Below are 25,430 nucleotides of genomic sequence, written 5' to 3'. Positions count from 1 at the left end.
ACAATCAACCTACTCCCCATAAAATATAAAGCAAAACAATAATTATCCCATTCCAAGTCCCATGAGCAATCATCGCAGGATATAGCGAGTCGGTTTGTTCATAAATCCAAGCTAAAATAATTCCTCCACTAAAAGTAGGTAAGAAAATCCAAAAGTTAAAATGAGCTAATCCAAATACTAACGCACTGATGATTATTCCCCATTTAATCCCCACTTTATTCTTACAGTAAAGATAAATAAAACCTCTAAAAAATATTTCTTCTGTAATAGGGGCAATAATTACAATTAATAAACTATGAACTAGAAATAAAAATAAATTTTCCGAGCTCAATAAACTTTTCACTGCAGCTTGTGTAGCTGGTCTACATTGAAAAAATTCAGTAGTAACTACATAAATGCAATTATTAATCAAAGTAATCAATAGCCAAATAAATATGCCACCAAGTAGTCCATAATTTATATTTTTTACAGGTTTTATCTTCTTTAATCCAAAAAAAGTTAATGAATGATTGTATTTAAAAACAACAAAGCTTAAAGTTAAACAGACTAATAACAACGATTGTATTAAGTGTACAATAAAATTCAAAATCAATAAAGAACTAGAAGAAAAAATAATTTTAGTAATCTGATAAATAGGAATTCGTCCCCCAAAGACAATAATTGAAATTAATAAAATATCTCCTAAATTCCATAAATCATCTTTAATTTTAAACAGGTCTATCATTAAGTTACCGCCTTCCTACCGCCAACTAAGTTGATAAACATTATTATTTTAATTGTTATTCATTTTATCCCTACTTAATCAGACTTTATTGAATATTCTTTAACAACTACTTCTCCTGCCTTACCAAATGGGCCAAGTTCTTGACCATTTTTAACAATTTTTATTCCTGCACCATTACCGATTTTTAGTTTTATATTTTTTCCTTTAAAACTTTTAGTAGTTCCTTTTTTTAGTGTACCTTTAAATACTGAATCGCCATTTATCTCAACCACACACCAACTATTAGCTATAGCTTTAACTGTTAAATTTATTTGCTCTTCTTTTACTTCTTCCTTCATTTTTTGGTCATTATTTAAGTTTTGTACTTCACTTTCTTTACTATTTTTCACTTCTTGTGGCTGATTATTATCTTTATTTACTTTACTTTCTTCCTGTTCTGGCTTAGATTGATTTTCTGTAACTAAATTATCATTATCATTTTCAGTTGTTGAATCTATTTCTGTTTGCGAAGAATTATTGTCTTGATTTTCCATATCTATTTTATTGATATAACTCTCAAAATTCGATAACCAGTTTATACTCCCCGAACCTGAACTAAATGAATTATAAATCATAGTTCCCAAAAATAAAACTGCTACAATAATTAGCAGAATAATCCCCGTCATAAAAGCATATAAAAATTTATTTTGATGTTCATCAATAACTTCTTTAATTCTTTCTCCAATTGTTTTTTTATTCTTATCTTCTGCTAACTGCTCTTCGGGTTGATTTTCTTGCTCTTTTATCTTTTTATATTCTCTATATTCTTGCAATATTTTACGCTCATCTAAGCCTAGATAGTTAGCATACACCTTTAAGAACCCTTTTAAATAAACTTCTCGTTCTACTTCCTCAAAATTGCCCTCTTCAATTGCTTTTAAATAAGTCATTCTAATCTTAGTTTCATTTCTTGCTTGAGCTAATGGAATATCTAATTTTTCCCTTTTTTCTTTAAACTTAATACCTAGCTCTTTCAAATTTTTCCCTCCTCCCCAATAAAAAAAAACACTTATGATTATTATTTCCACACTAGTTACTATAATTCCTTTATATTTATACAAAAAAATAAACCAGGATATCCTGGTTTATTTTTTACTATCTATATGAGATTTTAACGTTAATTATTTCATATTATTTTAAAATTTTATCTTTCTCCTTTTTTGAATGGTTTACCACTAGCCTGGGGAGGAGTTGCTTTTCCTATTACTCCAGCTAAAGCAATCACTGTAAAGATATAAGGAATCATTTGAATAAACTCTCCTGGAATCGGGAGTACTCCCTGTAATCTAATCTGTAATGCTTGGAAAAATCCAAACAATAAACTAGCTCCTAATGCTCCTACAGGATGCCACTTACCAAAAATCATGGCAGCTAAGGCAATAAAACCTCGTCCAGCAGTCATACCTTCTCTAAATACATCTAAGGTTCCTACGGACATATGTGCTCCACCTAATCCAGCTAACATCCCACTAGTAACTACACAAATATATCTAATCTTTTTAACACTAATTCCTAACGAATCAGCTGCATGAGGATGTTCTCCAACTGATCTAACCCGTAGCCCAAAAGATGTATAAAATAAAATATAATAAGTAATTCCTACTGCTACTAAAGCCAAATAAACGGTTGGTTTAAAATTTCCCCAATAGGATAAAGAATTGACTGAAGGAGAAGTTCCAGAAGTATTAAATAAAATGTTCAATAAAAATACTGTTCCCCCGGCCGCTAACATGTTTAAAGCCACACCACTAACTACCTGTTTAGCATGATATTCAATACTTACTACTGCATGAATCAAAGCAAATAAACCACTGAATATTACTGCTCCTACTACACCTAGCCATGGGCTAGCCGTAAAATGACTAACTACTACCGCCACAAACGCTCCTGCTAACATCATACCCTCTAAAGCAATATTAATTACTCCAGAACGTTCGGAAAAAATTCCTCCTAAGGCGGCCAAAATTAATGGAGTAGCCATCCGTAGTGTAGAACTAAATGTCTGTAAATTAAAAATTTGTTTTAACACCTCTAATATCTCCATTATTAATTCTGCCCCCCTTCAGATTTATAATTCAACATTCTTCTAAATAATAGATCTGAAGCTACAAATAAGATTATAATCGCTTGCAAAATATTAACTAAATCTACTGGCACACCAGCTAACATATTCATATAATTACGTCCATTAGTTAAAGCTCCAAACAAAATGGCTGCTAAAACTACTCCCACTGGATGATTACGACCTAATAAAGCTACTGCTATGCCTGTAAAGCCGTAACCAGGAGAAAAACCATTTCTAAAGTTATGATATAAACCCATTGTTCTCTCAGCGCCTCCTAGACCAGCTAAAGCTCCACTAATCAACATAGCTACTAAAATCATTTTGGTAGAATCAATACCGCCATATTCAGCTGCATCTGCATTACTACCTACAGCTCTAATTTCATAACCAATTGTGGTTTTCCACAATAAATAATAAATAAACCCAGCTACTAATAAAGCCAAAATGAAACCTAAATTTAAATAAGAATGCATTTCTATCCAATTAGACAAACGCCATAAATAAGCACTAGACTTAATATCAGGCGTTTGAATTTGCCCAGGCTTAGCTAAAACTTTCAAATTAAAATAAGCCGTAAAACTAAAAGCAATATAATTGAACATAATTGTTGTAATTACTTCATGAACTCCTAACTTTGCTTTTAAAAAGGCAGGAATAAAAATCCATAATGCTCCTGCTAATGCAGCTGCAATAAGAGTTAAAGGAATATGAATAACTAATGGTAGTCCAGTCCACGTTCCAACCCAAGCTGCTGCTAAACCAGCTACTATTATCTGTCCTTCAGCACCAATATTAAACAGCCCACAACGAAAAGCAAAAGCAACTGCTAATCCAGTGAAAATTAAAGGAGTAGAGGCTAATAAAGTATCTGAAATATTGTTTAATCCTCCAAAAGCTCCTTTTAATAGAGCACTATAAGTTTCAACTGGAGGATATCCAGTTGCTAACAAAACAATTGTCCCAATTATGAAAGATGAAACAATAGCTAATAAAGGAATGGATAATTCTTTCATTATTTTCTTCCACTCAATATTCTCAAACATTACTGACCCTCCTAGCATCCTAAATTTGTCCACCAGCCATTAATAAGCCTAATTTTTCTTCTGTTGCTTCTTCAACTTCTAAAATATCTACTATTTCTCCTTCATACATGACAGCAATTCTATCACTTAAAGACATAATTTCTGATAACTCAGCTGACACTAATAATACAGCCTTACCTTCATCACGCTGATTAATAATCTGTTGATGAATAAATTCAATCGCACCAATATCTACTCCTCGGGTTGGTTGAGAAGCAATTAAAAATTCAGGATCCATTGCAAATTCACGAGCTACAATCACTTTTTGTTGATTTCCACCTGATAAAGACCGGGCCAATGCATCTTTATCTCTCGGTCTAATATCATACTCAGAAATCAATTCTTCAGCATGCTTTTCTAATTCAGCAAAATTAAAGTTAATTCCTTGGGCAAAAGGTTGTTGATGATGATAGCCTAAAATTAAATTATCTTCAATTGTATAATCAAGTACTAAACCATGCTTATGCCTATCTTCGGGCACATGAGCTACTTTAGATCCTTTAATATCTCTAGCCGAATGATTTAATAATTCATTTCCTTTTAATTCAAACTCTCCTGTTGTCGCTTCCCTTAAACCAGTTAAGACCTCAACTAATTCAGTTTGTCCATTTCCTTCTACTCCAGCCACACCTAAAATTTCTCCTTCTTTAATTGAGAAAGAAACATCATTTAACGCTTTCACACCCCGATTATTTTGAGCTGATAAATTATTAACTTCTACTGCTAGTTCTCCAGGCTCAGCTGGTTTTTTATCTACTTCTAACAATACTTCTCGACCAACCATCATTTCTGCCAATTCTGGTTCAGATGTCGCTTCAGTTTTTACAGTCCCAATTGACTTCCCATCTCTCAAAACCGTAACCCGATCTGATACCGCTAGAACTTCCTGTAATTTATGAGTAATAAAGATTATTGATTTTCCTTGTTCTGCTAAAAAATCCATAATTTTATATAATTCTTTGACCTCTTGTGGTGTTAAAACAGCAGTTGGCTCATCTAAAATCAACACTTCCGCTTCCCGATACAAAGCTTTAAGTATTTCTACTCGCTGTTCCATGCCCACCGGAATATCTTTTATCTTAGCTTGAGGGTCTACATCTAAACCATATTTATCAGATAATTCTGCAACTTCTTTAGTCGCTTGCTTAATGTCTAAATGACCTAAACCCGTTGTGATTTCATCACCTAAAATAATGTTTTCAGCTACAGTCAAGGTAGGGACTAGCATAAAATGCTGGTGCACCATCCCAATTCCTAAATCAATAGCATCTTCAGGACCATCAATATCTAATTCTTGACCTTTATAGAAAACCTCTCCTTCTTCCTGTTGATAAATTCCAAAGAGAACATTCATTAAGGTAGATTTCCCTGCTCCATTTTCTCCTACTAAAGCATGGATCTCTCCTTTTTTCAAATCAAAATTAACCTGGTCATTAGCTAATACCCCAGGAAACTTTTTAGTAATATTTTTCAGCTCTAAAATAGAATCCATGAAAATCCTCCTTCCTAATTCTCATAACAATAAGCTAGGCAGGGCTTGGCCCTGCCTAGTATTTTTAGTTTATCTAAGGAAAATTTCTGCTCCGTGTAGCCCTAATCACTTTAATTAGAGCTTATCTAAATACGCAATCAATATTTAGCGATTTATCTTTATTACTAGTTGTTCTGCTCTAAATAATTTGGTACATCAATTTCTCCAGCAATAATTTTATCTCTAATTTTCTTAATCTTATCTTTGATTTCACTTGGAATCATTTCTTTCATTTCTCTAATCTTGTCAGCCTGTTCTTCAGTAATATCCCCAGATTCTAAAGCAGCTTTAGTCATTGGAGCTAAACCACTTAAAGAAACTTTAATTCCTTCTTTTTCTAAACCATACTCTTTAACTCCTGCAGTAAAGTTATCATTCTTAAGACTTTGCACTACATCATAAACAGCATTATCTACTCTTTTCTGCATTGTTGTCAAAATAAAGCCTGGTGCAATATAATCTTGGTCTGAATCTACCCCGATAGCAAAATGGTTTTCCTTTTGAGCTGCATTAAATAATCCGCCACCAGTTCCACCAGAAGCATGATAAATAATATCTGCTCCAGCATTATATTGAGCTAACGCAATTTCTTTACCTTTAGCAGGGTCATTAAAGGCATCAGGAGAACTACCGGCATAAGCAACTTTAGCTTTTACATTAGTTCCTTCGGTTTTATTAATATATTCTACTCCCGAAGTATAACCTAATTCAAACTTATGAATTAAAGGCATATCCATGCCGCCTAAGAAGCCAACTACTTGTTGCTCATTAATTCCTTCAATTTCATCACGATTAGTCATTAAAGCTGCAAAAGCTCCAGTTAAAAATGAACCATGATGTTCTTTAAATGTAATTGAAGCAACATTATCATTTTCAACTACTTCATCAACAATAGCAAAATTAGTATCAGGAAATTCCTTTGATACCTTAGTTAATGCATCTTTTTGCATAAAGCCAACTCCAATTACTAAATCATAACCATTCTCCGCTAAAAATCTCAAATTCTTTTCTACCACTGAAACCTGCTTTGGTTCTAAGTACTTATAATTAGAAATCAAACCTTCTTCTTCAGCTCGACTCAAACCTCTCAATGCTGAATCATTAAATGACTTATCTCCTTTTCCACCACTAGATAAGACAATACCTACTTTCAACTCTTCTTCTTGCTGCTGTGCTTGTTCAGATGATTGTTCATTCGTTGCTTCTTGCCCTCCAGAACACCCAGCTACTAAAGCCATAACTAATAAAACTGTGACTACAAGTAATGATTTTTTTCTCATTCTTTTCCCTCCTATAATTTTAAGGTTGAGTATAAGCTTAAGTTTGAATCTAAGTTTAAATCTGAGTTTAAATCTGAGTTTGAGCTTAAGTCTAAGTGTAAATGAATTGCTACAAGAACTATAATCAACCTACTTCACCTTAATTTTAACTCTTAGACTTTTACTTAACCTTATTTCTTATCCTTAAGCTTATTCTCAATTCCTATTTCTAACTACATGAAATTCAAACTTATCACTTCTGAAATAATTTTTGGAATATAATAATGGATTATCACGATCATCATAATGCATCTGTTTTAATAATAATAATGCTGTCCCTTCTTCCACTCCTAACTGTTTTGCTAAAAATTTATCTGCTGCAACAGGAAGAATATCAGCTACAGCATAAGTAATATAAATACCACAACTTTGCTGTAAGAAATCAAATAATGATTCTTCTAAATCTGTCTCAGTAACATCATCTGGTAAATAAAATTGAGGTACATAATCTTTACAATAAGCTACAGCTTCATCATTAGCTGTTCTAGTACGATTAATAACTGCTAATTCTCTATCAGAACTAATTTCAAACTCTTGAGCTAAAGTCTCATCTAATACTCCTAACTCTAAATTTAAATTATTAGTACCTGCCTCTAATCCCATAGATTCAATTGTTTCTGTGATACTATTCAATTCTCCAATACCACTTTTAAACAGCGCTACTTTCTCAGTAATAAAGGTTCCAACTCCTTGGCGACGATTAACTTTACCTTCCTTTTCTAAAATTCGCAGGGCCTCGCGTAAAGTCGCCCGGCTAACTCCTAACTCCTCAGATAATTTAGCTTCAGAAGGCAGTTGTTCCCCTGGCTGATAAGTCCCATCAGCTATTTGTTCATCAATCTTTTCTTTTACTAAAATATAAAGCGGTCTAGAATCTGGTCTTATTCTACTCATAAAATCCTCCTTTAGTAAATACTAGACGTCTGACAAATGTTTGCAAATATAAAAGAGACTATTTGCATCAGTCTCTTTTATATATACTTCATGATTAATTTAAAATTTCCTCTAAATCATCTTCATTAATTAAAACTTCTCGTGCTTTACTACCACGATGAGGGCCAACAATATTTTCTTCCTCCATAGTATCAATCATTCGTGCTGCTCGATTATAACCAATTCTTAATTTTCGCTGGAGTAAAGATATAGAAGCTCGCTCCTTTGCTACAATCTTAACTGCTTCTTTATATAAATCATCTTTCTCATCATTTAAATTTATTTCAACATCATCATCCTTAATTCCTGCAATTTTTTCATCAAAATTAGGATCATCTTGTTGTTTAATAAACTGCACTACATCTTTTAATTCACTATCTGAAACAAAAGCCCCCTGTAAACGCAACGGCTGATTAGCATCAACTGGAGAAAATAACATATCTCCTTGTCCTAATAATTTTTCTGCTCCACCTTCATCTAAAATAGTTCTAGAATCAGCTTGCGAAGAAAGAGAAAATGATAATCGCGTCGGAATATTAGCTTTAATCAAACCAGTCACTACATCTACTGAAGGACGTTGTGTTGCTAAAATAAGATGAATCCCAGCCGCTCTGGCCTTTTGAGCCAATCTACAAATAGCATCTTCAACTTCATTAGCAGCAACCATCATTAAATCCGCTAACTCATCAATTACTACTACTATATAAGGCAGTGGATCTTTCCCTTCTGATTTTAACTGTTGATTATAACTATCTAAACCGCGTGCATTACTACCTGCAAATAGTTCATATCTATTTTCCATCTCTTCTACAACCCAACGCAGGGCAGTAGCAGCTTTTTTAGGATCTGTTACTACTGGTGCTACTAAGTGAGGTAAACCTTTATAAATAGTTAACTCCACCATTTTCGGATCAACTAATAAAAATTTAACTTCTTCTGGTTTAGCCTTATAAAGCATACTATTAATGACCCCATTAATAAATACACTTTTCCCTGAACCAGTAGCTCCTGCTACTAGCATATGAGGCATTTCAGCTAAATCAGCAATAGCAGCTTGTCCATCAATATCTTTCCCTAAAGCCATTGTTAGCTTTGAATCTGCATTTTGAAATTTATCTGATTCTAAAATTTCTCGCAATGTAACTAATTTTCTTGTATCATTTGGAACTTCAATTCCCACTGCTGCTTTACCAGGAATTGGAGCTTCAATTCGCACATCGGAAGCTGCTAAAGAAAGAGCAATATCATCACCTAAATTAACAATTTTACTAACTTTAACTCCCGGCGCAGGTTCAATTTCATATCTTGTAATTGTAGGGCCAAAATTAACTTCTGTTACTTGGGCATCAATCCCAAAATTATCTAAAGTTTTAGTTAATGCCTCTCGTTTATCCCTATAACTAGCCTCAGAATCGCCACCTGGCTGTAGCAATTCTAACGGCGGTAAATGATACCCATCTTCATTATCTAATTGAATTTGAATCTGAGAATTACTTTTTCGTTCTTTTTTTATCTGATTCCCTTGTTGATTAAAACTAACTTCAGAATCATTAGTATCAACATTGCTTTCAGTTTTAGTCTTTCCTTTAGGCCGTTTTTCTTTACTTTCTTCTTTAGACTTTTCTTTACTTTCTTTTGATACAGCTACTTGACTCTTCATTTTAGATTGAGAAGATACGTTTTTAGACTTTTCTTTTTCTACTTCACTTTTATCAGTTTTTTTACTTTTAAATTTCTTTTTCACTTTTGCTGTACTTTCAGCAAATTTTGTTCCTACATTTTTTACTGCTTCTATTATTTTTACTATTATTCCTTTTATATTTTGATAGCTCCCTGTGACTAAACTAACAATTAAATTCTTCATGTCTTCTAAAATAGTAGCCAAAGCTACATCTAACAATAATAATATCCCAATTATAATCCCAGTTCCTAAAACTATGTAAGAACCTGTAGTAGCCACTACTTTCCGCAGCACATATAATATAGTTGCACCAATAACTCCCCCACCTTCACCTCTTAAACCAACTACAAATTCTTTAGTGGGGTGGCTATCTACATGTAAAAAAGCAAAAATCATTAATAAAATAATACCTAACCCTATACCCCGAGAATTAACAATAAATTTAACTTCACTACGATAAATCATTCCTACGCCCCAAATAAATAATAAAATAGTGATAGTAATTCTCCCATTACCTACTAGCAATCGTAAAAACTCTCCAAATGCTTCACCTAACACCCCAGTAGTAGATTGAGAAAACTTATTAATTATATCTAAAACACTAATAGTGATTAATAATAAACCACCAAATTCAAATTTGCGCTTTTCCCAAATATTCTTTAAAGTTTCTTTCATCGCTTCTTCACCTCACATAAAACATTCTGTCTGAAATAGGCAAATTCCTGCTTAGAGATTAAAAAAACAGAATAATAATTAATGCTAAACTCCAACAATAATATGCAAATACACTCAATTTTTCTTGATTAACTAGTTTTACTAATAATTTGATGGCAAAATAACCAGAAATAGCAGCAGCTATAGTTCCACTAATTAATTCTATAGGACCAAAAGCACCGAATCCCTCTTGTACCAAATCAAAAACCTGCAATAAGGTAGCTCCTCCAATGACTGGTATTGATAATAAAAAGGAATATTTAGCAGCTAACTTGCGATCTAATCCTTTAAATAATCCTGCTACAATAGTCGAACCTGAACGAGAAACTCCAGGTAAAATAGCAAAAGCTTGAGCAAATCCAATCACTATAGAATCAATTACATTCATCTCTTCCATAGCTCGAGATTGATTATTTACCCTATCTGAGAGCCACAATAATATTCCCGTTATAATTAACATAAACCCTACCATCTTAACGGAATTAAATGCATGTTCAATTTCGTCTTTATATAAGACTCCTATTACTCCTGCTGGAACAGAACCTAACAAAATATAATAACTAAACTTTCTATACCGAGGCTTCAAAGTAATAATCTCTACTACATCTTCCCAATAAGCAATTACTACTGCTATTAAAGTACCAAAATGCAAAAAAACATCTAATGTTAAAGCTTCAGTAATATTAAAAAAATGTTGAAAAATAACTAAATGTCCTGAACTACTAACAGGTAAAAATTCAGTTAATCCTTGTACCAAACCTAAAACAATAACTTTTAACAATTCCGACATTTTAATTTCTCCTTTCTTCCTTCTTGACTATGTAATTTATAAACTAAAGCTATAAACTTATTCCGAAATACAAATATCACTACAGCAGTTAACAAATTAAATAAGGTATGGGCATTAGCAATTTGTCGACTTAAATCCAAACTAAAAGATTGAATCAAATGAGTAAAATAAGGTAATAAGGGCAAAAATATGATGACCCCTACTAGATTAAAATAAAGATGGGCCCAAGCTGATAATTTAGCATCGCGACTTCCTCCAACCCCTGCTAAAAAAGCAGTAACACAAGTTCCTATATTACTTCCTAATGCTATAGCTATAGCTGCCTCCAAAATTATTAATCTTTGTTTAGCTAAAGCTACTACTAAAGCAGTTACTGCACTACTACTTTGTACTATAGAAGTTGTTATTAATCCTACTATTAAACCTAATAAAGGCCAAGTAGCTAAAGATACGATTAAATTTATAAATAATAGATTTTCTTCTAAACCAACTAAACTACCGCTTAGCAATTCTAAACCTAAGAGTAAGATACTAAAGGAACTAAGACCTTGACCAAAATATTTAGCACATCGTAAATCAGTCACATAATATAACACATAAAAAAATAACCCACTCCCTAAAAAAATTCCTAAGTGATTAGTTAAATTAAAAGAGATTAACTGCACAGTAACTGTAGTACCTACATTAACTCCAGCGATTAGCCCTACAGCCTGATTAAAATCTAATAATTTCAAATTAACTAAGCTAATTATAATTATAATTGCTGCACTACTACTCTGAATTAACATTGTAATTAATAAACCTGTAATCATTGCTACTCCAAAATTAAGCGTTAAAATAGATACTACTTCTTTTGCCTTTGAGCTTACAACTGATTGGAAATTTGTCTTTATTTTTTGGAGGCCCCATAAAAAAAGAGCCAATCCTCCACAACACTGCATTAGGGCTTTTAGCATTCCTATCGCTCCTTAGAGTTAGGTTCAAGTATTAAACTCTAACTCAGATTATATTACACTATATGCCCTAATTTTTAATTATAACATAAATAGCTAATAAAAAAAGATTTTTTAATTTTATTATGCAAAAAAATACTTATAATAGTCATTTATTTTATAACTACTAACTTCACCCCATTTGGGGTGAAGTTATAATAAGTCTAATTGATTTGAGGTATGAAATCAATTTTTAGTCCTGGCTGATATAATAAATAAGCTTCAGGATTAGAACTAATTATCCGCGTTAATTTTCCTGTATTAAGATCAACTTCCATAACCAATCCTTTAATTTCTATTTCTATCTTATTATTAAAATCTGAATCATCACTTTCAGGTACTAACATTTCTTCTGGCAGTATTGAATAGTTCAATGTTGTTCACCTTCTACAACTTCAATTGACATCTTAGAACTTTGTTTTTGCTGTGGACTTTCAATAATATCTCGTAATTTTTTAATTGCTTGCCCTAAACCACCAGTCTGATTAATTAAATTATACTCTACTGCTTCTGAACCAATTAATACTGTTCCTACATCCCTAACTAATTCTCCACGTTTAAACATCAAATGTTTAAATTTTTCTTCACTAATTTGAGAATGTTGAGCTACAAATTTAACAATTCTTTCCTGCATCTTTTCCAAATACTCATAAGTTTGTGGAACTCCTAAAACCATTCCCGTCAATCTCACTGGATGAATTGTCATTGTTGCAGTTTCAGCAATTAAAGAATAATCCGTAGATACAGCTATAGGAACTCCAATACTGTGTCCTCCACCTAACACTAAAGAAACAGTCGGCTTTGATAAACTACTTACCATCTCTGAAATCGCTAATCCCGCTTCTATATCTCCTCCAACTGTATTTAAAACTACTACTACTCCTTTAATTTTAGGATTTTCTTCTATAGCAATCAATTGCGGTAGCAAATGTTCATACTTAGTAGTCTTTATTTTAGGAGACAAAACTTTATGCCCTTCAATTTGACCAACTATCGTCAAAGCATGTATATCACTATCTATAGCAGGTACCTTAGTTTGTCCTAATTGCTTTAAAGCTGCTAAAGTCCTTTGTTCTTTATTATTTTCTTCCTCCTCATCTTCATGTTCAGGGCCAAACTGTGAGTTTAATAACTTAGAGCCTATTTTGTTCTCTTTCATTTCTTCAACCCCTTTCTTTGCTCTATCATTACTTATTATTAATTATTCGAAAAAATATATACAAAAAAATAAAAAAAGTCATCCCTATCAGGATGACTTTTTTTAACCTTTACATTCTATTTAGTTTAATAAACACTTACATCAACATTCTGTCCCTTATAAGGATGATTAGCTTGATTTACTTTAGTAGAATCTAACAGTTTCATTATATCCTTTCCTGTTTGTTCCATTTGACCTTTAGCCATATTGGCCACTTTCAAATTTGCTTGATACAATGTTTCTTGATGTTTCATGGCTGAGGAAGTAGCAGCTGCATCCATAATATCTCCTCCTTCATAAGTATTTAACTACAATCCGAATTCAAAAAAATCAATCATTTAAGCACTTGTTTATATTATAATATATTTTTCGGGATATTTCTACTTTTATCCGTATTTTTATCTTTAATTTACACAATAAATTTATCTTCAGTAGAATGTTTAATCTGAATATCATCGCGCAAGCTGTTAAATTCTTGATAATTATTAACAACTATATTAACTAATTCTCGATCTAATTTATCATCTGCAGCCATTGATTCTAAGACCGAAATTGCTTTCTTTTTCTTCATCCCCGAACGATAAGGCCGATTTTCAGTAATAGCAGTAAATACATCTGCCACAGCCATAATTCTGCTTCCCGTTGATAATTCCCCTATTTTAAATGGATATCCAGTCCCATCAAGTCGCTCATGATGAAAAGCTGCCCAATTTCTAATTTCAGTTAAACCTAACATATCTAAAGAATGATAAGTATGAAAAGTATGACTTTGGATAATTTTATATTCCTCTGCAGTTAACTTCCCAGGCTTATCCAAGATTTCTTTTGGAGTAGTTAATTTCCCTAAATCATGTAAATACCCTGCAATTTTAATTTTTTTAACTTCCCTCTCTGACCAAGATAATTTCTCAGCTAATTTACTAGATACTGCTGCAACTCCTTGCGAATGAACAAAAGTAAACCGACTACGCAGATCGATAATTTGACTAAAAAACTTACTAACTTCTAATAACTGTTCTATATCTAATTTCACATTTAGATCAACTTTTCTATTCTTTTTTAACTTCTTTTCAATAATTTTTGGAGTATCTAAAGTTAACCAAAAACTTTCTCTTTCTGCAAATCTTTCTAATATTTCAACTAACCTAGGAGCAAAAATAGACCCTGAGTTACTCTTAATTTTATTCATAATCTCGTCTTTCTGATTTAAAACATAATTATCACCTTTAGTTAAAATTGCTACTCTATCAGCCAAATGTAAGATATGGCTACCAAAGCGATCTTTTCGTCCCTGATATGTGTTACTTTCTCCATTATCCCAATGAGCATGATGATATTGAACTAAATTTTCCATTCCTTCAAACCCAAACAATTCTTGAAATTTATTTATTAAAACTGCTCCTACTTTAGCATGCTCGACTATTTTTTCTTCACCATTTAATTCTACTTCTTCAATCACATCTATTTTCTTATGCTCTAAATTAAGGATGCCAATATCATGTAATGCTGCAGCCATAATTAGTGTCTTTTTTTCTTGCTCTGTATAATTTAATTCAGATACAATTTCATAAGTTATATAAGCAACCTTCTCATGATGCCATTCTAAATCTTGATAGATTAAATCTAAATTATGAGAAATACTTAAAATTAAATCAAACAGAGATATCTCTAACCTATCTGTTTCATCAGTCATTTTTAACACCTCTCTCAAAACTCTAACTTTACAAATTGATTTTTTTCAACATTGACTTATAAATTATCATCAAATTATAAAAACTAGAGTTAATATTATCATATCAGATAATGATTGATTTTTAAATTAAATTCATAAATATTTTGTTGAAAATAATATTATTATAGCAAAAAAAGATTTTTTTGCAGGAAAGATTATTGATAAAAAGAAATAATTAAATAAGATAGTTAATTTTTATAAAATATATTAAAGAAAGGAGGCAGGTTTTATGGGGTTAGATTTTAATCTTAAACCATCACAAGATGAAGAAACTGAATATAAAACTGTTGATTTAGATCCTGAAATGACCTATGATGTATTAATTATTGGTGGTGGCCCAGCGGGATTAACTGCTGCAGTATATTGTATGCGCAAAGGAGTTAGTACTGCTTTAATCACAGATGAAATTGGCGGCCAAGTCACTTCTACTACAGAAATTGAAAATTATATGGGATATATGTATGTCGAAGGTGAAGAATTAGTTGATAAATTTGAAGATCAAGTTAAACAATTTGAAATTGCTTATCAAGAAGGCAAAAGAGTTAAATCTATTACTGATGACCAGATCAATCAAGTTACATTAGAAGATGGAACAACTTATCAAGCTAAATCCATTATTGTTGCTGCTGGAAAATCATCCCGCAAAATTAACTGTCCAGGAGAAGAAAGATTAACTGGTAAGGGCGTTGCTTACTGTGCAATTTGTGATGCTCCGCTCTACGCTGATAAAGAAGTGGTTATTGTCGGAGGAGGAAATTCAGCTATAGAAGCAGCAATTGATTTAGCCAAAATAGCTAAAGAAGTAACCATTGTTCAGCTATTAGATCATTTAACTGCTGATGAAATCTTAATTGAAAGACTAGAAGAATATGATAATGTAAATATCCTATATGAATCTGAAGTAGCCGAAATTGAAGGAGAAAATAAAGTAGAAAACATAGTGGTTCAAGATACTCAACAGAATAATAAACAAGATATTGCTGCTGATGGCATCTTTATTGAGATAGGCTGGATTCCTAATACAAGCTTTGTCGAAGGAGTCCTGCAATTAAATGATTACAATGAAATAATGGTTGATTGTAAATGTCGTACTAACAAAGAAGGTATTTTTGCTGCTGGTGATATTACTAATGTACCATTTAAACAGATTATTATTGCTAGCGGCGAGGGAGCTAAAGCAGCCTTATCTGCCTGCGATTATGTCTTAAAATCTTAACCATATCTAAAAGGAGGCCTATTATGCCATTAATTGATGATGAAGTAGCAGAACAATTGGAAGAACAACTAACTGTTCTTGAAAATGAAGTTAATCTTGCTTTTTTTACCCAAGAATTTGAATGTGAAAGCTGCCAAACTGCTCGCCAGTTTTTAGAAGAATTCTCTAAACTATCTAATAAAATCAATTTAGAAATTTATGATTTGAAAGAAGATAGCGATAAAGCAGAAGAATATAATGTTGATAAAATACCTGCAGCTGTATTATTAGACAAGGAGAAAAAATATTCTGGTCTTCGCTTTTTTGGTATTCCAGCCGGTTATGAAATTAATTCTTTCGTCAATGCACTAAAGCTAGTTTCCGGGGGAGAATCTGAATTAGATGATGAAATTAAAGATACTGCCGCCAAAGTAGAAAAAGATGTTCATTTCCAAGTATTTGTAACTTTACAATGTCCTTATTGTCCTAAAGCTGTAGAAGCAACACAACAATTAGCCTATGAAAATGATAATATCACTGCTGATATGCTTGATAGCTCTATTTTCAACCACCTAGCAGTTAAATATGATGTTAGTGGAGTACCTAAAACAATAGTTAATGAAACAGAAGAATTAGTTGGAGCTCAACCACCGGAAGAATTTTTAAATGCAATTAAAAATTTATAATTCTCAATCCAATTCAAATTAATAAAACCCTGAGTCCCACATTAAAGTGGACACTCAGGGTTTTAAAGGTTAATTAAGTTAGTTAAAAATCTATTTAAATAACACCTTGGTCTAACATAGCATCAGCAACTTTGATAAATCCAGCAATATTAGCTCCTACTACAAAATTACCTTCTTTATCATATTCTTTAGCAGTTTCGCTAATGTTTTCATAGATATTAGTCATGATACCTTTTAACTCTTTATCTACTTTATCAAAGCTCCAAGAATCATACATACCATTTTGTGTCATTTCCAGAGCAGAAGTAGCAACTCCACCTGCATTAGCAGCTTTCCCAGGCGCATATAAAATATCATTGTTCAAGAACACTTCAATCGCTTCTGGAGTAGAAGGCATATTAGCTCCTTCTCCCACTGCTATTACATTATTATCTACAAGTGCTTGAGCAGATTTACCATCTAATTCATTCTGGGTAGCACATGGTAAAGCTACATCACAATCTAATTTCCAAATATCAAAACTTTCTTCATTATACTCAGCTTCAGGATATTCTTCTAAGTATTCTTTAATTCTTCCTTCTCTTACTTCTTTAATTTCCTTAACTAGATCTAAATCCATTCCTCTAGGGTCATGCACAAAGCCACTTGAATCACTTAAAGCAATCACATTTCCACCTAACTCCTGTACTTTCTCAGTAGCATAAATTGCTACATTTCCAGAACCGGAAATAACAACATCTTTCCCTTCTATATCTTGACCATAATCTTGCATCATTTCTTGTACTAAGTATACTAATCCATAACCAGTAGCTTCTGTTCTAACAAGACTTCCACCCCAGTCTAAACCTTTTCCAGTCAAAACGCCAGCTTCAAAAGCATTAGCTAATTTTTTATATTGACCGAACAGGTAACCAATTTCTCGCCCGCCAACACCAATATCACCAGCAGGCACATCTGTATTAGCACCTATATGACGGTATAATTCACTCATAAAGCTCTGGCAAAAGCGCATGATTTCACCATCAGATTTTCCTTTAGGATTAAAGTCACTACCACCCTTGCCGCCTCCAATAGGTCGACCAGTTAAAGAATTTTTGAAAATCTGCTCAAAACCTAAGAATTTAATAATTCCTAAATTAACTGAAGGGTGAAAACGAAGACCACCTTTATATGGTCCTAGAGCACTATTAAACTGCACTCGATAACCGCGGTTAACTCTTGTATTACCTTCATCATCAACCCACGGAACCCGAAACACAATTTGCCGCTCAGGTTCAATAATACGTTCAATAACTCCTTCTTCTTTATACTCTGGATGCTTTTCTAAAACCAAAGATAAAGATTCTAAAACTTCCTCTGCTGCTTGATGAAACTCAGGTTGTTCAGGATCTCTTGACTTAATTTTTTCCATTACTTCTTCCACATAACTACTCACTAACACCACTCCTCATGTGATTTTAGATTATTTAAACTTTCCACCAAATATATTTCTATATGAAATTTTAAATACCTTGTTTTAATTTTTATTTATTAAATTAATTATCATCTTTACTTTGAATATATTCATCTATAGCTTCTGCAGCATCTTTGCCAGCACCCATTGCTTCAATTACAGTTGCTGCTCCAGTAACAATATCTCCCCCAGCAAAAACACCTTCTTTAGTGGTCTGTCCTACTTCATCAGTCTTAATAGTTCCCCAATCAGTTGTTTCTATTTCTGGTGAATCATCTAATAAAATTGGATTGGGATTCTGACCAATAGCCATAATTACCATATCAGCATCCATCTCAAATTCAGACCCTTCAATTGCAATTGGACGTCTTCTTCCTGAATCATCTGGTTCGCCCAATTCCATCTTAATACATTCTAAGCCAGTTACAAAACCATCTTCATTCCCTAATATTTTAGTTGGATTTCGCAATAATTGAAATTGAATTCCCTCTTCTTCAGCATGTTCAATTTCTTCTTCTCGAGCCGGCATTTGTTCACGTGAACGACGGTAAACAATCATTGACTCTTCCGCTCCTAAACGAAGAGCAGTTCGCGCAGCATCCATAGCTACATTTCCTCCACCAATTACTGCTACTTTATTTCCTACATAAACTGGAGTTTTATATTCAGGAAATTTATAGGCCTTCATTAAATTAACTCGAGTTAAAAATTCATTGGCTGAATAAACTCCATTTAAATTTTCACCCTCTAAACCTAAAAACTTAGGTAAGCCAGCTCCTGTACCAACAAAGACAGCCTGATAACCTTCTTGTTCCATTAATTCATCAACACTCTTAATTTTTCCAACCACTTTGTTTAACTGAATTTCGACTCCTAATTTTTTTATCTGATCAATCTCTTCCTGTACAACTTCTTTAGGCAATCGAAACTCTGGAATACCATACTTCAATACTCCACCTGCTTCATGAAAAGATTCAAACACAGTTACTTTATAACCCATTTTAGCTAAATCAGCTGCAGCAGTTAAACCAGCTGGTCCTGCTCCCACAACTGCTACCTTTCCTTTGTCTTGCACCGGCTTAGTAACTTCATCCTCTCCATAATTAGCTGCAAATCTCTCTAAGCGACCAATAGCTATTGGCTCTCCTGTTGACTCTAAGACACATTTCAACTCACATTGGTCTTCTTGGGGACAAACCCGTCCACAAATTGCTGGCAAATTATTTTTTTCTTTTATTTTCTCTGCCGCCGCATCAAATTTTTCTTCAGCAATCAATTCAATAAAATCTGGAATATCAATTTGCACCGGACAACCTTCCATACACTTAGGGTCTGCACACTGCAAACATCTTTTAGCCTCTTTAACTGCTTGTTCAGGAGTATAACCCTGGGCAACTTCTGCAAAATTATTAACTCTTACTCTAGGGTCTAATTCTTCCATCTCAGTTCTACTTTGCTTGGACACGACAGCCTTCACCTCCAACATGATGTTCCTCTATTTCTTCTTCGTGTTCTTCATAAAATTTCTTACGACGTCTCTGTTCTTCAAAGTCCACTTCATGACCATCAAAAGCAGGACCATCAACACATGCAAATTTGGTTTCTTCTCCTACAGTAACTCGGCATCCACCGCACATTCCTGTGCCATCAACCATTAATGTATTTAAACTAACTATCGTTTTCAAGTCATATTCTGCAGTTAAATCTGATACTGCCTGCATCATAATCATTGGCCCAATAGCAATTACTGCATCATAATCGTTATCTTCAGATAATAACTCTTCTAATACATTTGTTACAAATCCTTCAGTCCCTCGTGAACCATCATCAGTTGCTATATATAAGTCTTCACTTAAATCTGCAAATCTATCTTCCCAAATCAACTTTTCTGCCCTTTGGGCTCCTAAAATAGTAGTTACCTCTGCTCCATGATCTACTAAAGATTTTACTTTAGGATATAAAGGAGCAGCTCCTAATCCACCTGCCACACAAATTACTCGATCATAATCTTCAGTTTCAATCGGATTCCCTAACGGGGCAACAACATCTAAAAACGCTTCTCCTTCTTCAAAATCACAAATCTGTTGACTACTATAACCTACCTCTTGCACTACAATATCAATCGTACCCTGTTCTCTATCATAGTCAGCAATAGTTAAAGGTATTCTCTCAGCTTTTTCTACTGCTCGCAAAATTAAAAAGTGACCTGCTTGCGCTTTAGCAGCTATTTCTGGTGCTTTAACTTCAAAATGAAAAATTTCTGGTGCTAATTTGTTTTTTTCAACAATCTCGTACACATTATCTCCTCCTCAATACTCTACTCACCTTAGTAATAATTAATATTTTTTAATTTAATTTTTACGATAAACACATTTTGATTATACCACAGAACACCTTAAATTCAAACCATATTCAGGAAATAATAAATTGAAAATAAAGTTCAAATCATCTATATGTCATTTAAATGTTAGGTTTTTTTATTTTTTTCTATCAAACAAGGCAATTACACTTGTTTAAATCCTAATAGTATGATATATTTGATATATAGTTAACATTTACTTTACATGAAATAAATAAACATTCTAAGTCCTGGAGGGATTAATAATGTTACTAATAACTTACTTATTATTAATTGTCAGTTCATTAATCTATTTTGAGCTAAACGTAATTGCTAATCAATGGTTAAGAATTTCACTTTATATTATTTTTACTCTAAGTATTTATTATTTTAATCATCGGTCAATCCAAAATTTGCTTAATAAAACTAAAAAAATTAGTAATGGCAAATATGATACTTCTATTAACCCTAACAATTTTTTTGGACAATTCAAATTATTTGCCAAATATATTCAGCAAGTCAAAAAGCAAGTTGTTAATTTAACTTTTGAAATTCAAGTTGCTTCTTCTCAAGTATCTTCTATTTCAGAACAAGTGCAATTAACAGTAAATGAAAGTACTGCTTTTGCCCAAGAATTATTGACTGAAACTACAACAATGAGAAGTTTAAATGAAAAAAATCAACAAATTATAGATGACTTAGTTGAAAAAGTTGACCAAGTTAAAAAATTAAGTAATACTTCTAAAGAAATCATTAATAACAGTCAAAGCAATATTATGGAAATAGTTCAAACAATCAATGACATTCAATCTAGCACTGACCATACAGTAGCTAATGTTAAAGAATTAGAAAGCAGTTCTAAAAAGATCAATGATATAATCAATACCGTTAATGATATATCTCAACAAACTAATCTATTAGCCTTAAATGCAGCTATTGAAAGTGCTCGAGCAGTTTCTAATACTGATGATAATAGTTCCGGAAGAAGAAGAGCAGGACAAGGCTTTGCAGTAGTAGCAGATGAAATCAGAGAATTAGCAGATGATTCACAGCAAGCAGTAGGTCAAATAAAAGAACTAATTAAAGATGTTCGTTCTAAAGTTACTGATGTAACAGATATTACTAATAAAAATGTAGAAATAGTTGCTACAGGAGTAGAAAAAGCTAATCAAATTGAAACTAGTTTAGAAAAGATGCAGCAAATGATTGCTGAACAATTCTCCTTAATATCAGATATTCACAATCAAGTCTCTAACTTAGATGAAATTAGAGACGAAACTATAAATAGTGTTGAAGAAGTATATCAATCTGTCAACCAACAAACAGATAAAATCGAAAGTATTCAAACCTTAGGCAGCAGATTAAATGATTCAGTTAATAACCTCTCACAACTAGTAGATAATACTGATTTATTTGCAGAAGAAGAAATTAAAGCCGAAGCAGAAGAAAAAGCGGCTGAAGTCAAAAAAATTATAGAAGATAAATTATTAAATAATGAACAATTTAACTCTTTAGATTCTGTAGTTCACCAAAAACTATTAGATGAATTAATCAACAAACATGAGTTTATTGAAGCAATTTGGACTAATAAAACAGATGGTGAATTTATTTATTCTAATCCACCAGCAGGATTAGCTAATGCTAAAGTAAGAGACTGGTTTCAAACTACTATAACCGGAGAGGAATTTCTATCTGAAGTTTATGTTTCTTCAATTACTCATCGCCCCTGTGTTACAGTATCTGTACCCATTTTTAACAAAGGAGAAGTAGTTGGAGTTATCGGAGCAGATATTAAAATAAAAATATAGAATAATAAATTAGGCTAATGTTCATTTACTCATTAAAAAAATTGCTGCCTGTTAACAGGCAGCAATTTTAATTTAAATGTTCAATTTATCTATTTCATCACCATATTCTTCTTTTAACTGTTTTTTTACTTCAGGAGCAATTTCAGTCTCTGAATCAGACTCTTCTCCACTTAACTTGGGATTTGGCCCACCAGAAAACTCAGAGAACATTTCTTTAATCCCTCCTAAAGAACCTAAAACACCAGTAGCTTCATATGGTAAGAACACAACTTTAGAGTTATTCCCTTTAGTTATCTCATCTAATTTATCAATATACTTAGTAGCAATTAAATACTGCGTTGGATCTCCTTTCATTCCTTCTAAAGCTTGCGAAACTTGTTTAATTGCCTTAGCTTCACCTTCAGCAACTTTAATTTTTTCTTGCTGTTCTGCTTCTGCTCGCAAAATTTGAGCTTTTTTCTTACCTTCAGCCCGCTTAACCTCTGATTCTTGATCCCCTTCTGCTTTAAGAATAGCTGACTTTTTCTGACCTTCTGCTTTTAAAATAGAAGCCCGTCTATCTCTTTCTGCCCGCATCTGTTTTTCCATCGCATTCTTAATATCTTGCGGAGGAATAATATCTTGTAACTCAACTCGATTAACCTTAACTCCCCACTTGTCAGTTGCTTCATCTAAGATCTTTCGCAGCTTTTTATTAATTGTATCACGAGAAGAAAGGGTTTCATCCAACTCCATTTCTCCAATTACATTTCTTAAAGTAGTTTGCGTTAAATTTTCAATAGCATTAGGTAAGTCATTGATCTCATAAACTGCTTTTTTAGGATCAGTGATTTGAAAATAAATCATCGCATTAATATCAATTCCTACATTATCCTTGGTAATTACACTTTGCTTAGGAAAATCATATACAGTTTCCCGCAAATCAATTTCTTTAAGTTTAGCTCTTCTTACTATCTTTTGACCATTTCGTTCTTCAGTATATTTCCAGTTGATTCGCCGTGGCTTTTCAATAATAGGATAAATAATATTCAATCCTGAATCCAAAACACGATCAAATTTTCCTAATCTTTCAACCACCATTGTTTCTGATTGATTAACAATTTTAACTGAAGTCACCAATAATACAACAGCTAAAATAAAAAATATTGCTAATAAAATAATTAATCCTGCCATTATTTAATTCCCCTTTCTCTTCACATATAATTTGGCCCCATCCACCTTAGTAATAATCACTTTTTCACCTTCAGGAATTTCTACACCAGTACTTGAAATAGCCATCCAACTATCACCAGTGATTTTTACTCGCCCTTCATTTTTATCAGGAATAATCCTTTCGGTCACTAAAGCTTCCTGGCCTACCAATGCATCAACATTGGTTCTAGTCTCTTTACTATCATTCATTAAATGTTTTTTAGCAAAGGGTCTAAATACAAACAAACTAATAATTGATAAAATTATAAAAGTAAATAACTGCGGTATTAATTCAACATTAAATAAAGAAACAATACTAGTGATAAAAGCACTTACACCAAAAAACACCATAAAAAAAGTAGGACTTAATATCTCAAATACTAAAAATGCCATTCCTACTGCCAACCAAATTTTAAAAGCCAAAAAACCCCCTCCTTACTATATAACTATAATTACTTTGTAAAAAATATAACTAGATTACATTTAATTATTTCTCAAAAACTAATCAATCTCCTTTATTTTTAATTGATATTTTGTAAAATTCATCTGTAATAATTTCTATTTATTGTACTTTTTTACTTACTTTAGTAATCAATTATAGATTTAGTTCATATCTGTAATGTATAAATTATATTAATTTGGATAACAATATATTAAAAGATAAATCAAACAAGAAAGGGATGATATCATTTGGGTACAATTCCTCTTGAATCTAATACGATAACTTTAAATAATGACCAAAATGCTAAAGTACAACTCTTTACTACTACTGATGATATGTGTCGCCAAGAAATAGATGGTTCTTATTTATGTCGGATTGATGTAAATGGTAAAATTTTTGGGAGAGATTTTTTAATTAAAGACTTTAATAAGTATCATTATCAAAATTTTTTAAAGAAATTCGCCCGGGAACCTAATTATAGGGAACAATGGTTTATGGATTATTTCTCCAAAGGTTAATTAGAATATTTTCCTTAATGATTTTGATTGCTAAACGATTTTGCCATTGTTCATCTAAAAACCCCTGGGTTTTTATTAAACCCAGGGGAAAAATAAAAAGACAAAAAACACTCCGTGTCGCCCAAGCCTCTCTACTTCTTGCTAATAAAGTGCGCAATCTGTATGCAGTGCTTTTTGCTTGGTTACCTACCTTCTAATACAGCATAAGCATCATGGGGATGGATAGACTCCTGATGTTGACTATTCACTCTAAACCAATCAATTTTATTATCAGCAGATAACTTTTCAGCTACCAAACGCACCATATCTTCAACAAACCGAGGATTATCATAAGCTTGTTCTGTTACTTTTTTCTCATCAACTCGTTTTAAAACCGAATAAACTTCACAGCTAGCTACTGACTCTACCATTTCAATTAGTTCTTCAACCCTCAACAAACCTTCATAACTAACAGTAACTTCGGTATAACCTCGTTGATTATGAGCCGAATAATCACTAATTTCTTTAGAACAAGGACATAATGAAGTTACTGGCACTTCTACACTCAAGAAAAAATTATATTCATCTTCTTTTAATGAGGATTTTATTTGACACGGATAGCTCATCAATCCTTCCTGGCCAGACACAGGAGCTTCTTTAGACAAAAAATAATCAAACTTTAATTCTAAACAAGCATTATCAGTTTCCATCCGCGACTGCATATCTTTTAAAATATCATAAATATCTGCTTTGAAATCATCCAAAATCCATTCTTCAGCATGCAGTTCTGCTAATAACTGCGGCAAGCGACTCATATGAATCCCTTTTAAATCTTTATCTAAATTAACTCCTAAAGAATAAGTACCCACAGTAGAAATTATATCACCAGAATTTGATTTAACACGTAGTGGATATTTGATATCTTCCACTCCAACTTCATTAATACCAAATTTATAATCACCTTTCATATTTTGCACATCTTTCATTATAATCACCTACTTCCTATTTCTTTTTAAATAT

General features: G+C 32.5%; 24 protein-coding genes. 4 read left to right on the top strand and 20 right to left on the bottom strand.

Annotated elements, in window-relative coordinates:
• Window positions 1–4 precede the first annotated feature (4 nt).
• The 14 genes from JOC47_RS13620 to JOC47_RS13555 form a co-directional block, all read right to left on the bottom strand.
• Window positions 5–724, bottom strand: coding sequence for a CPBP family intramembrane glutamic endopeptidase (locus JOC47_RS13620; protein WP_204702784.1), 720 nt, complete (start codon window positions 722–724; stop codon window positions 5–7).
• 74 nt (window positions 725–798) lie between these two features.
• Window positions 799–1,740, bottom strand: coding sequence for a helix-turn-helix domain-containing protein (locus JOC47_RS13615; RefSeq protein WP_204702782.1), 942 nt, complete (start codon window positions 1,738–1,740; stop codon window positions 799–801).
• Window positions 1,741–1,907: 167 nt separating this feature from the next.
• On the bottom strand, window positions 1,908–2,807 hold the full coding sequence (locus JOC47_RS13610) for an ABC transporter permease (protein ID WP_204702780.1): 900 nt from the start codon (window positions 2,805–2,807) through the stop codon (window positions 1,908–1,910).
• A 2-nt stretch (window positions 2,808–2,809) separates the two neighbouring features.
• Window positions 2,810–3,871: an ABC transporter permease gene (locus JOC47_RS13605; RefSeq protein WP_204702778.1), complete on the bottom strand. Its 1,062-nt coding sequence runs from the start codon at window positions 3,869–3,871 to the stop codon at window positions 2,810–2,812.
• Between the two features lie 19 nt (window positions 3,872–3,890).
• Window positions 3,891–5,402 carry an ABC transporter ATP-binding protein gene (locus JOC47_RS13600; RefSeq protein ID WP_204702776.1) on the bottom strand — a complete coding sequence of 504 codons (1,512 nt, stop codon included), beginning with the start codon at window positions 5,400–5,402 and terminating at the stop codon, window positions 3,891–3,893.
• A gap of 164 nt (window positions 5,403–5,566) precedes the next feature.
• Window positions 5,567–6,721: a BMP family lipoprotein gene (locus tag JOC47_RS13595; RefSeq protein ID WP_204702774.1), complete on the bottom strand. Its 1,155-nt coding sequence runs from the start codon at window positions 6,719–6,721 to the stop codon at window positions 5,567–5,569.
• Between the two features lie 195 nt (window positions 6,722–6,916).
• Window positions 6,917–7,654 (bottom strand): GntR family transcriptional regulator, encoded by a 738-nt coding sequence (locus tag JOC47_RS13590; RefSeq protein ID WP_204702772.1) that lies wholly within the window; start codon window positions 7,652–7,654, stop codon window positions 6,917–6,919.
• 94 nt (window positions 7,655–7,748) lie between these two features.
• Complete coding sequence (locus tag JOC47_RS13585; RefSeq protein WP_204702770.1) at window positions 7,749–10,049, bottom strand: FtsK/SpoIIIE family DNA translocase; 2,301 nt, start codon at window positions 10,047–10,049, stop codon at window positions 7,749–7,751.
• Window positions 10,050–10,107: 58 nt separating this feature from the next.
• On the bottom strand, window positions 10,108–10,878 hold the full coding sequence (locus JOC47_RS13580) for an undecaprenyl-diphosphate phosphatase (protein ID WP_204702768.1): 771 nt from the start codon (window positions 10,876–10,878) through the stop codon (window positions 10,108–10,110).
• Window positions 10,863–11,834, bottom strand: coding sequence for a Na/Pi cotransporter family protein (locus JOC47_RS13575; RefSeq protein WP_204702766.1), 972 nt, complete (start codon window positions 11,832–11,834; stop codon window positions 10,863–10,865). The genes JOC47_RS13580 and JOC47_RS13575 overlap by 16 nt, the downstream gene beginning before the upstream one ends.
• Window positions 11,835–12,034: 200 nt before the next feature.
• Window positions 12,035–12,244, bottom strand: coding sequence for a YlzJ-like family protein (locus tag JOC47_RS13570; RefSeq protein ID WP_204702764.1), 210 nt, complete (start codon window positions 12,242–12,244; stop codon window positions 12,035–12,037).
• On the bottom strand, window positions 12,241–13,029 hold the full coding sequence (locus JOC47_RS13565; protein WP_204702762.1) for an ATP-dependent Clp protease proteolytic subunit: 789 nt from the start codon (window positions 13,027–13,029) through the stop codon (window positions 12,241–12,243). Before JOC47_RS13565 ends, JOC47_RS13570 begins: the two co-directional genes overlap by 4 nt.
• A gap of 125 nt (window positions 13,030–13,154) precedes the next feature.
• Window positions 13,155–13,349: a YjfB family protein gene (locus JOC47_RS13560; RefSeq protein WP_204702760.1), complete on the bottom strand. Its 195-nt coding sequence runs from the start codon at window positions 13,347–13,349 to the stop codon at window positions 13,155–13,157.
• A gap of 128 nt (window positions 13,350–13,477) precedes the next feature.
• Complete coding sequence (locus tag JOC47_RS13555) at window positions 13,478–14,761, bottom strand: HD-GYP domain-containing protein (protein ID WP_204702758.1); 1,284 nt, start codon at window positions 14,759–14,761, stop codon at window positions 13,478–13,480.
• A 268-nt stretch (window positions 14,762–15,029) separates the two neighbouring features.
• Here JOC47_RS13555 and JOC47_RS13550 point away from each other — a divergent pair, with 268 nt between their 5' ends.
• Both JOC47_RS13550 and pdo read left to right on the top strand, forming a co-directional pair.
• The gene (locus JOC47_RS13550; protein ID WP_204702756.1) at window positions 15,030–16,016 is read left to right on the top strand and encodes an FAD-dependent oxidoreductase; all 987 of its coding nucleotides are present in this window, start codon (window positions 15,030–15,032) and stop codon (window positions 16,014–16,016) included.
• Window positions 16,017–16,039: 23 nt separating this feature from the next.
• On the top strand, window positions 16,040–16,681 hold the full coding sequence (pdo, locus tag JOC47_RS13545) for a protein disulfide oxidoreductase (protein ID WP_204702754.1): 642 nt from the start codon (window positions 16,040–16,042) through the stop codon (window positions 16,679–16,681).
• Between the two features lie 94 nt (window positions 16,682–16,775).
• Here the strand turns inward: pdo and gdhA are convergent, their stop codons facing one another.
• The 3 genes from gdhA to JOC47_RS13530 all read right to left on the bottom strand — a co-directional run bounded on the left by gdhA (window position 16,776) and on the right by JOC47_RS13530 (window position 20,431).
• Window positions 16,776–18,122 carry an NADP-specific glutamate dehydrogenase gene (gene gdhA, locus JOC47_RS13540; protein ID WP_369127972.1) on the bottom strand — a complete coding sequence of 449 codons (1,347 nt, stop codon included), beginning with the start codon at window positions 18,120–18,122 and terminating at the stop codon, window positions 16,776–16,778.
• A 94-nt stretch (window positions 18,123–18,216) separates the two neighbouring features.
• Window positions 18,217–19,575, bottom strand: a complete 1,359-nt coding sequence (gltA, locus tag JOC47_RS13535; RefSeq protein WP_239551258.1) for an NADPH-dependent glutamate synthase — start codon at window positions 19,573–19,575, stop codon at window positions 18,217–18,219.
• Window positions 19,576–19,582: 7 nt separating this feature from the next.
• Window positions 19,583–20,431 (bottom strand): sulfide/dihydroorotate dehydrogenase-like FAD/NAD-binding protein, encoded by an 849-nt coding sequence (locus JOC47_RS13530; RefSeq protein ID WP_204702748.1) that lies wholly within the window; start codon window positions 20,429–20,431, stop codon window positions 19,583–19,585.
• Between the two features lie 307 nt (window positions 20,432–20,738).
• Between JOC47_RS13530 and JOC47_RS13525 the strand changes: the two genes are divergently transcribed.
• Complete coding sequence (locus tag JOC47_RS13525) at window positions 20,739–22,280, top strand: methyl-accepting chemotaxis protein (protein ID WP_204702746.1); 1,542 nt, start codon at window positions 20,739–20,741, stop codon at window positions 22,278–22,280.
• Window positions 22,281–22,352: 72 nt separating this feature from the next.
• Here JOC47_RS13525 and JOC47_RS13520 read toward each other — a convergent pair whose 3' ends face one another.
• Both JOC47_RS13520 and JOC47_RS13515 read right to left on the bottom strand, forming a co-directional pair.
• Window positions 22,353–23,453: an SPFH domain-containing protein gene (locus JOC47_RS13520; protein ID WP_204702744.1), complete on the bottom strand. Its 1,101-nt coding sequence runs from the start codon at window positions 23,451–23,453 to the stop codon at window positions 22,353–22,355.
• Between the two features lie 3 nt (window positions 23,454–23,456).
• Window positions 23,457–23,894: an NfeD family protein gene (locus JOC47_RS13515; protein ID WP_204702742.1), complete on the bottom strand. Its 438-nt coding sequence runs from the start codon at window positions 23,892–23,894 to the stop codon at window positions 23,457–23,459.
• 267 nt (window positions 23,895–24,161) lie between these two features.
• Here JOC47_RS13515 and JOC47_RS13510 point away from each other — a divergent pair, with 267 nt between their 5' ends.
• Window positions 24,162–24,431, top strand: coding sequence for a hypothetical protein (locus JOC47_RS13510; protein WP_204702740.1), 270 nt, complete (start codon window positions 24,162–24,164; stop codon window positions 24,429–24,431).
• Between the two features lie 182 nt (window positions 24,432–24,613).
• On the opposite strand, the gene folE2 is transcribed toward JOC47_RS13510, so the two are convergent.
• A complete protein-coding gene (gene folE2, locus JOC47_RS13505) occupies window positions 24,614–25,396 on the bottom strand; it encodes a GTP cyclohydrolase FolE2 (RefSeq protein WP_204702738.1) in 783 nt (260 codons plus the stop codon).
• Window positions 25,397–25,430 lie beyond the last annotated feature (34 nt).

This window comes from Halanaerobacter jeridensis, assembly GCF_016908315.1.
GTDB lineage: Bacteria > Bacillota > Halanaerobiia > Halobacteroidales > Halobacteroidaceae > Halanaerobacter > Halanaerobacter jeridensis.
The sequence above is the reverse complement of the archived record's forward strand: the minus strand, read 5'-3'. Positions and strand labels throughout refer to the sequence as shown.

Bases quoted from the DNA above. Each gene is read 5' to 3' on its own strand.
- JOC47_RS13590 (WP_204702772.1), bottom strand. From the start codon at position 7,654: ATGAGTAGAATAAGACCAGATTCTAGACCGCTTTATATTTTAGTAAAA.
- JOC47_RS13595 (WP_204702774.1), bottom strand. From the start codon at position 6,721: ATGAGAAAAAAATCATTACTTGTAGTCACAGTTTTATTAGTTATGGCT.
- pdo (WP_204702754.1), top strand. From the start codon at position 16,040: ATGCCATTAATTGATGATGAAGTAGCAGAACAATTGGAAGAACAACTA.
- JOC47_RS13555 (WP_204702758.1), bottom strand. From the start codon at position 14,761: ATGACTGATGAAACAGATAGGTTAGAGATATCTCTGTTTGATTTAATT.
- gltA (WP_239551258.1), bottom strand. From the start codon at position 19,575: ATGGAAGAATTAGACCCTAGAGTAAGAGTTAATAATTTTGCAGAAGTT.
- folE2 (WP_204702738.1), bottom strand. From the start codon at position 25,396: ATGAAAGATGTGCAAAATATGAAAGGTGATTATAAATTTGGTATTAAT.
- JOC47_RS13560 (WP_204702760.1), bottom strand. From the start codon at position 13,349: ATGGATGCAGCTGCTACTTCCTCAGCCATGAAACATCAAGAAACATTG.
- JOC47_RS13565 (WP_204702762.1), bottom strand. From the start codon at position 13,029: ATGAAAGAGAACAAAATAGGCTCTAAGTTATTAAACTCACAGTTTGGC.
- JOC47_RS13550 (WP_204702756.1), top strand. From the start codon at position 15,030: ATGGGGTTAGATTTTAATCTTAAACCATCACAAGATGAAGAAACTGAA.
- JOC47_RS13620 (WP_204702784.1), bottom strand. From the start codon at position 724: ATGATAGACCTGTTTAAAATTAAAGATGATTTATGGAATTTAGGAGAT.
- JOC47_RS13525 (WP_204702746.1), top strand. From the start codon at position 20,739: ATGTTACTAATAACTTACTTATTATTAATTGTCAGTTCATTAATCTAT.
- JOC47_RS13585 (WP_204702770.1), bottom strand. From the start codon at position 10,049: ATGAAAGAAACTTTAAAGAATATTTGGGAAAAGCGCAAATTTGAATTT.
- JOC47_RS13580 (WP_204702768.1), bottom strand. From the start codon at position 10,878: ATGTCGGAATTGTTAAAAGTTATTGTTTTAGGTTTGGTACAAGGATTA.
- JOC47_RS13600 (WP_204702776.1), bottom strand. From the start codon at position 5,402: ATGGATTCTATTTTAGAGCTGAAAAATATTACTAAAAAGTTTCCTGGG.
- JOC47_RS13610 (WP_204702780.1), bottom strand. From the start codon at position 2,807: ATGGAGATATTAGAGGTGTTAAAACAAATTTTTAATTTACAGACATTT.
- JOC47_RS13605 (WP_204702778.1), bottom strand. From the start codon at position 3,871: ATGTTTGAGAATATTGAGTGGAAGAAAATAATGAAAGAATTATCCATT.
- JOC47_RS13575 (WP_204702766.1), bottom strand. From the start codon at position 11,834: ATGCTAAAAGCCCTAATGCAGTGTTGTGGAGGATTGGCTCTTTTTTTA.
- JOC47_RS13520 (WP_204702744.1), bottom strand. From the start codon at position 23,453: ATGGCAGGATTAATTATTTTATTAGCAATATTTTTTATTTTAGCTGTT.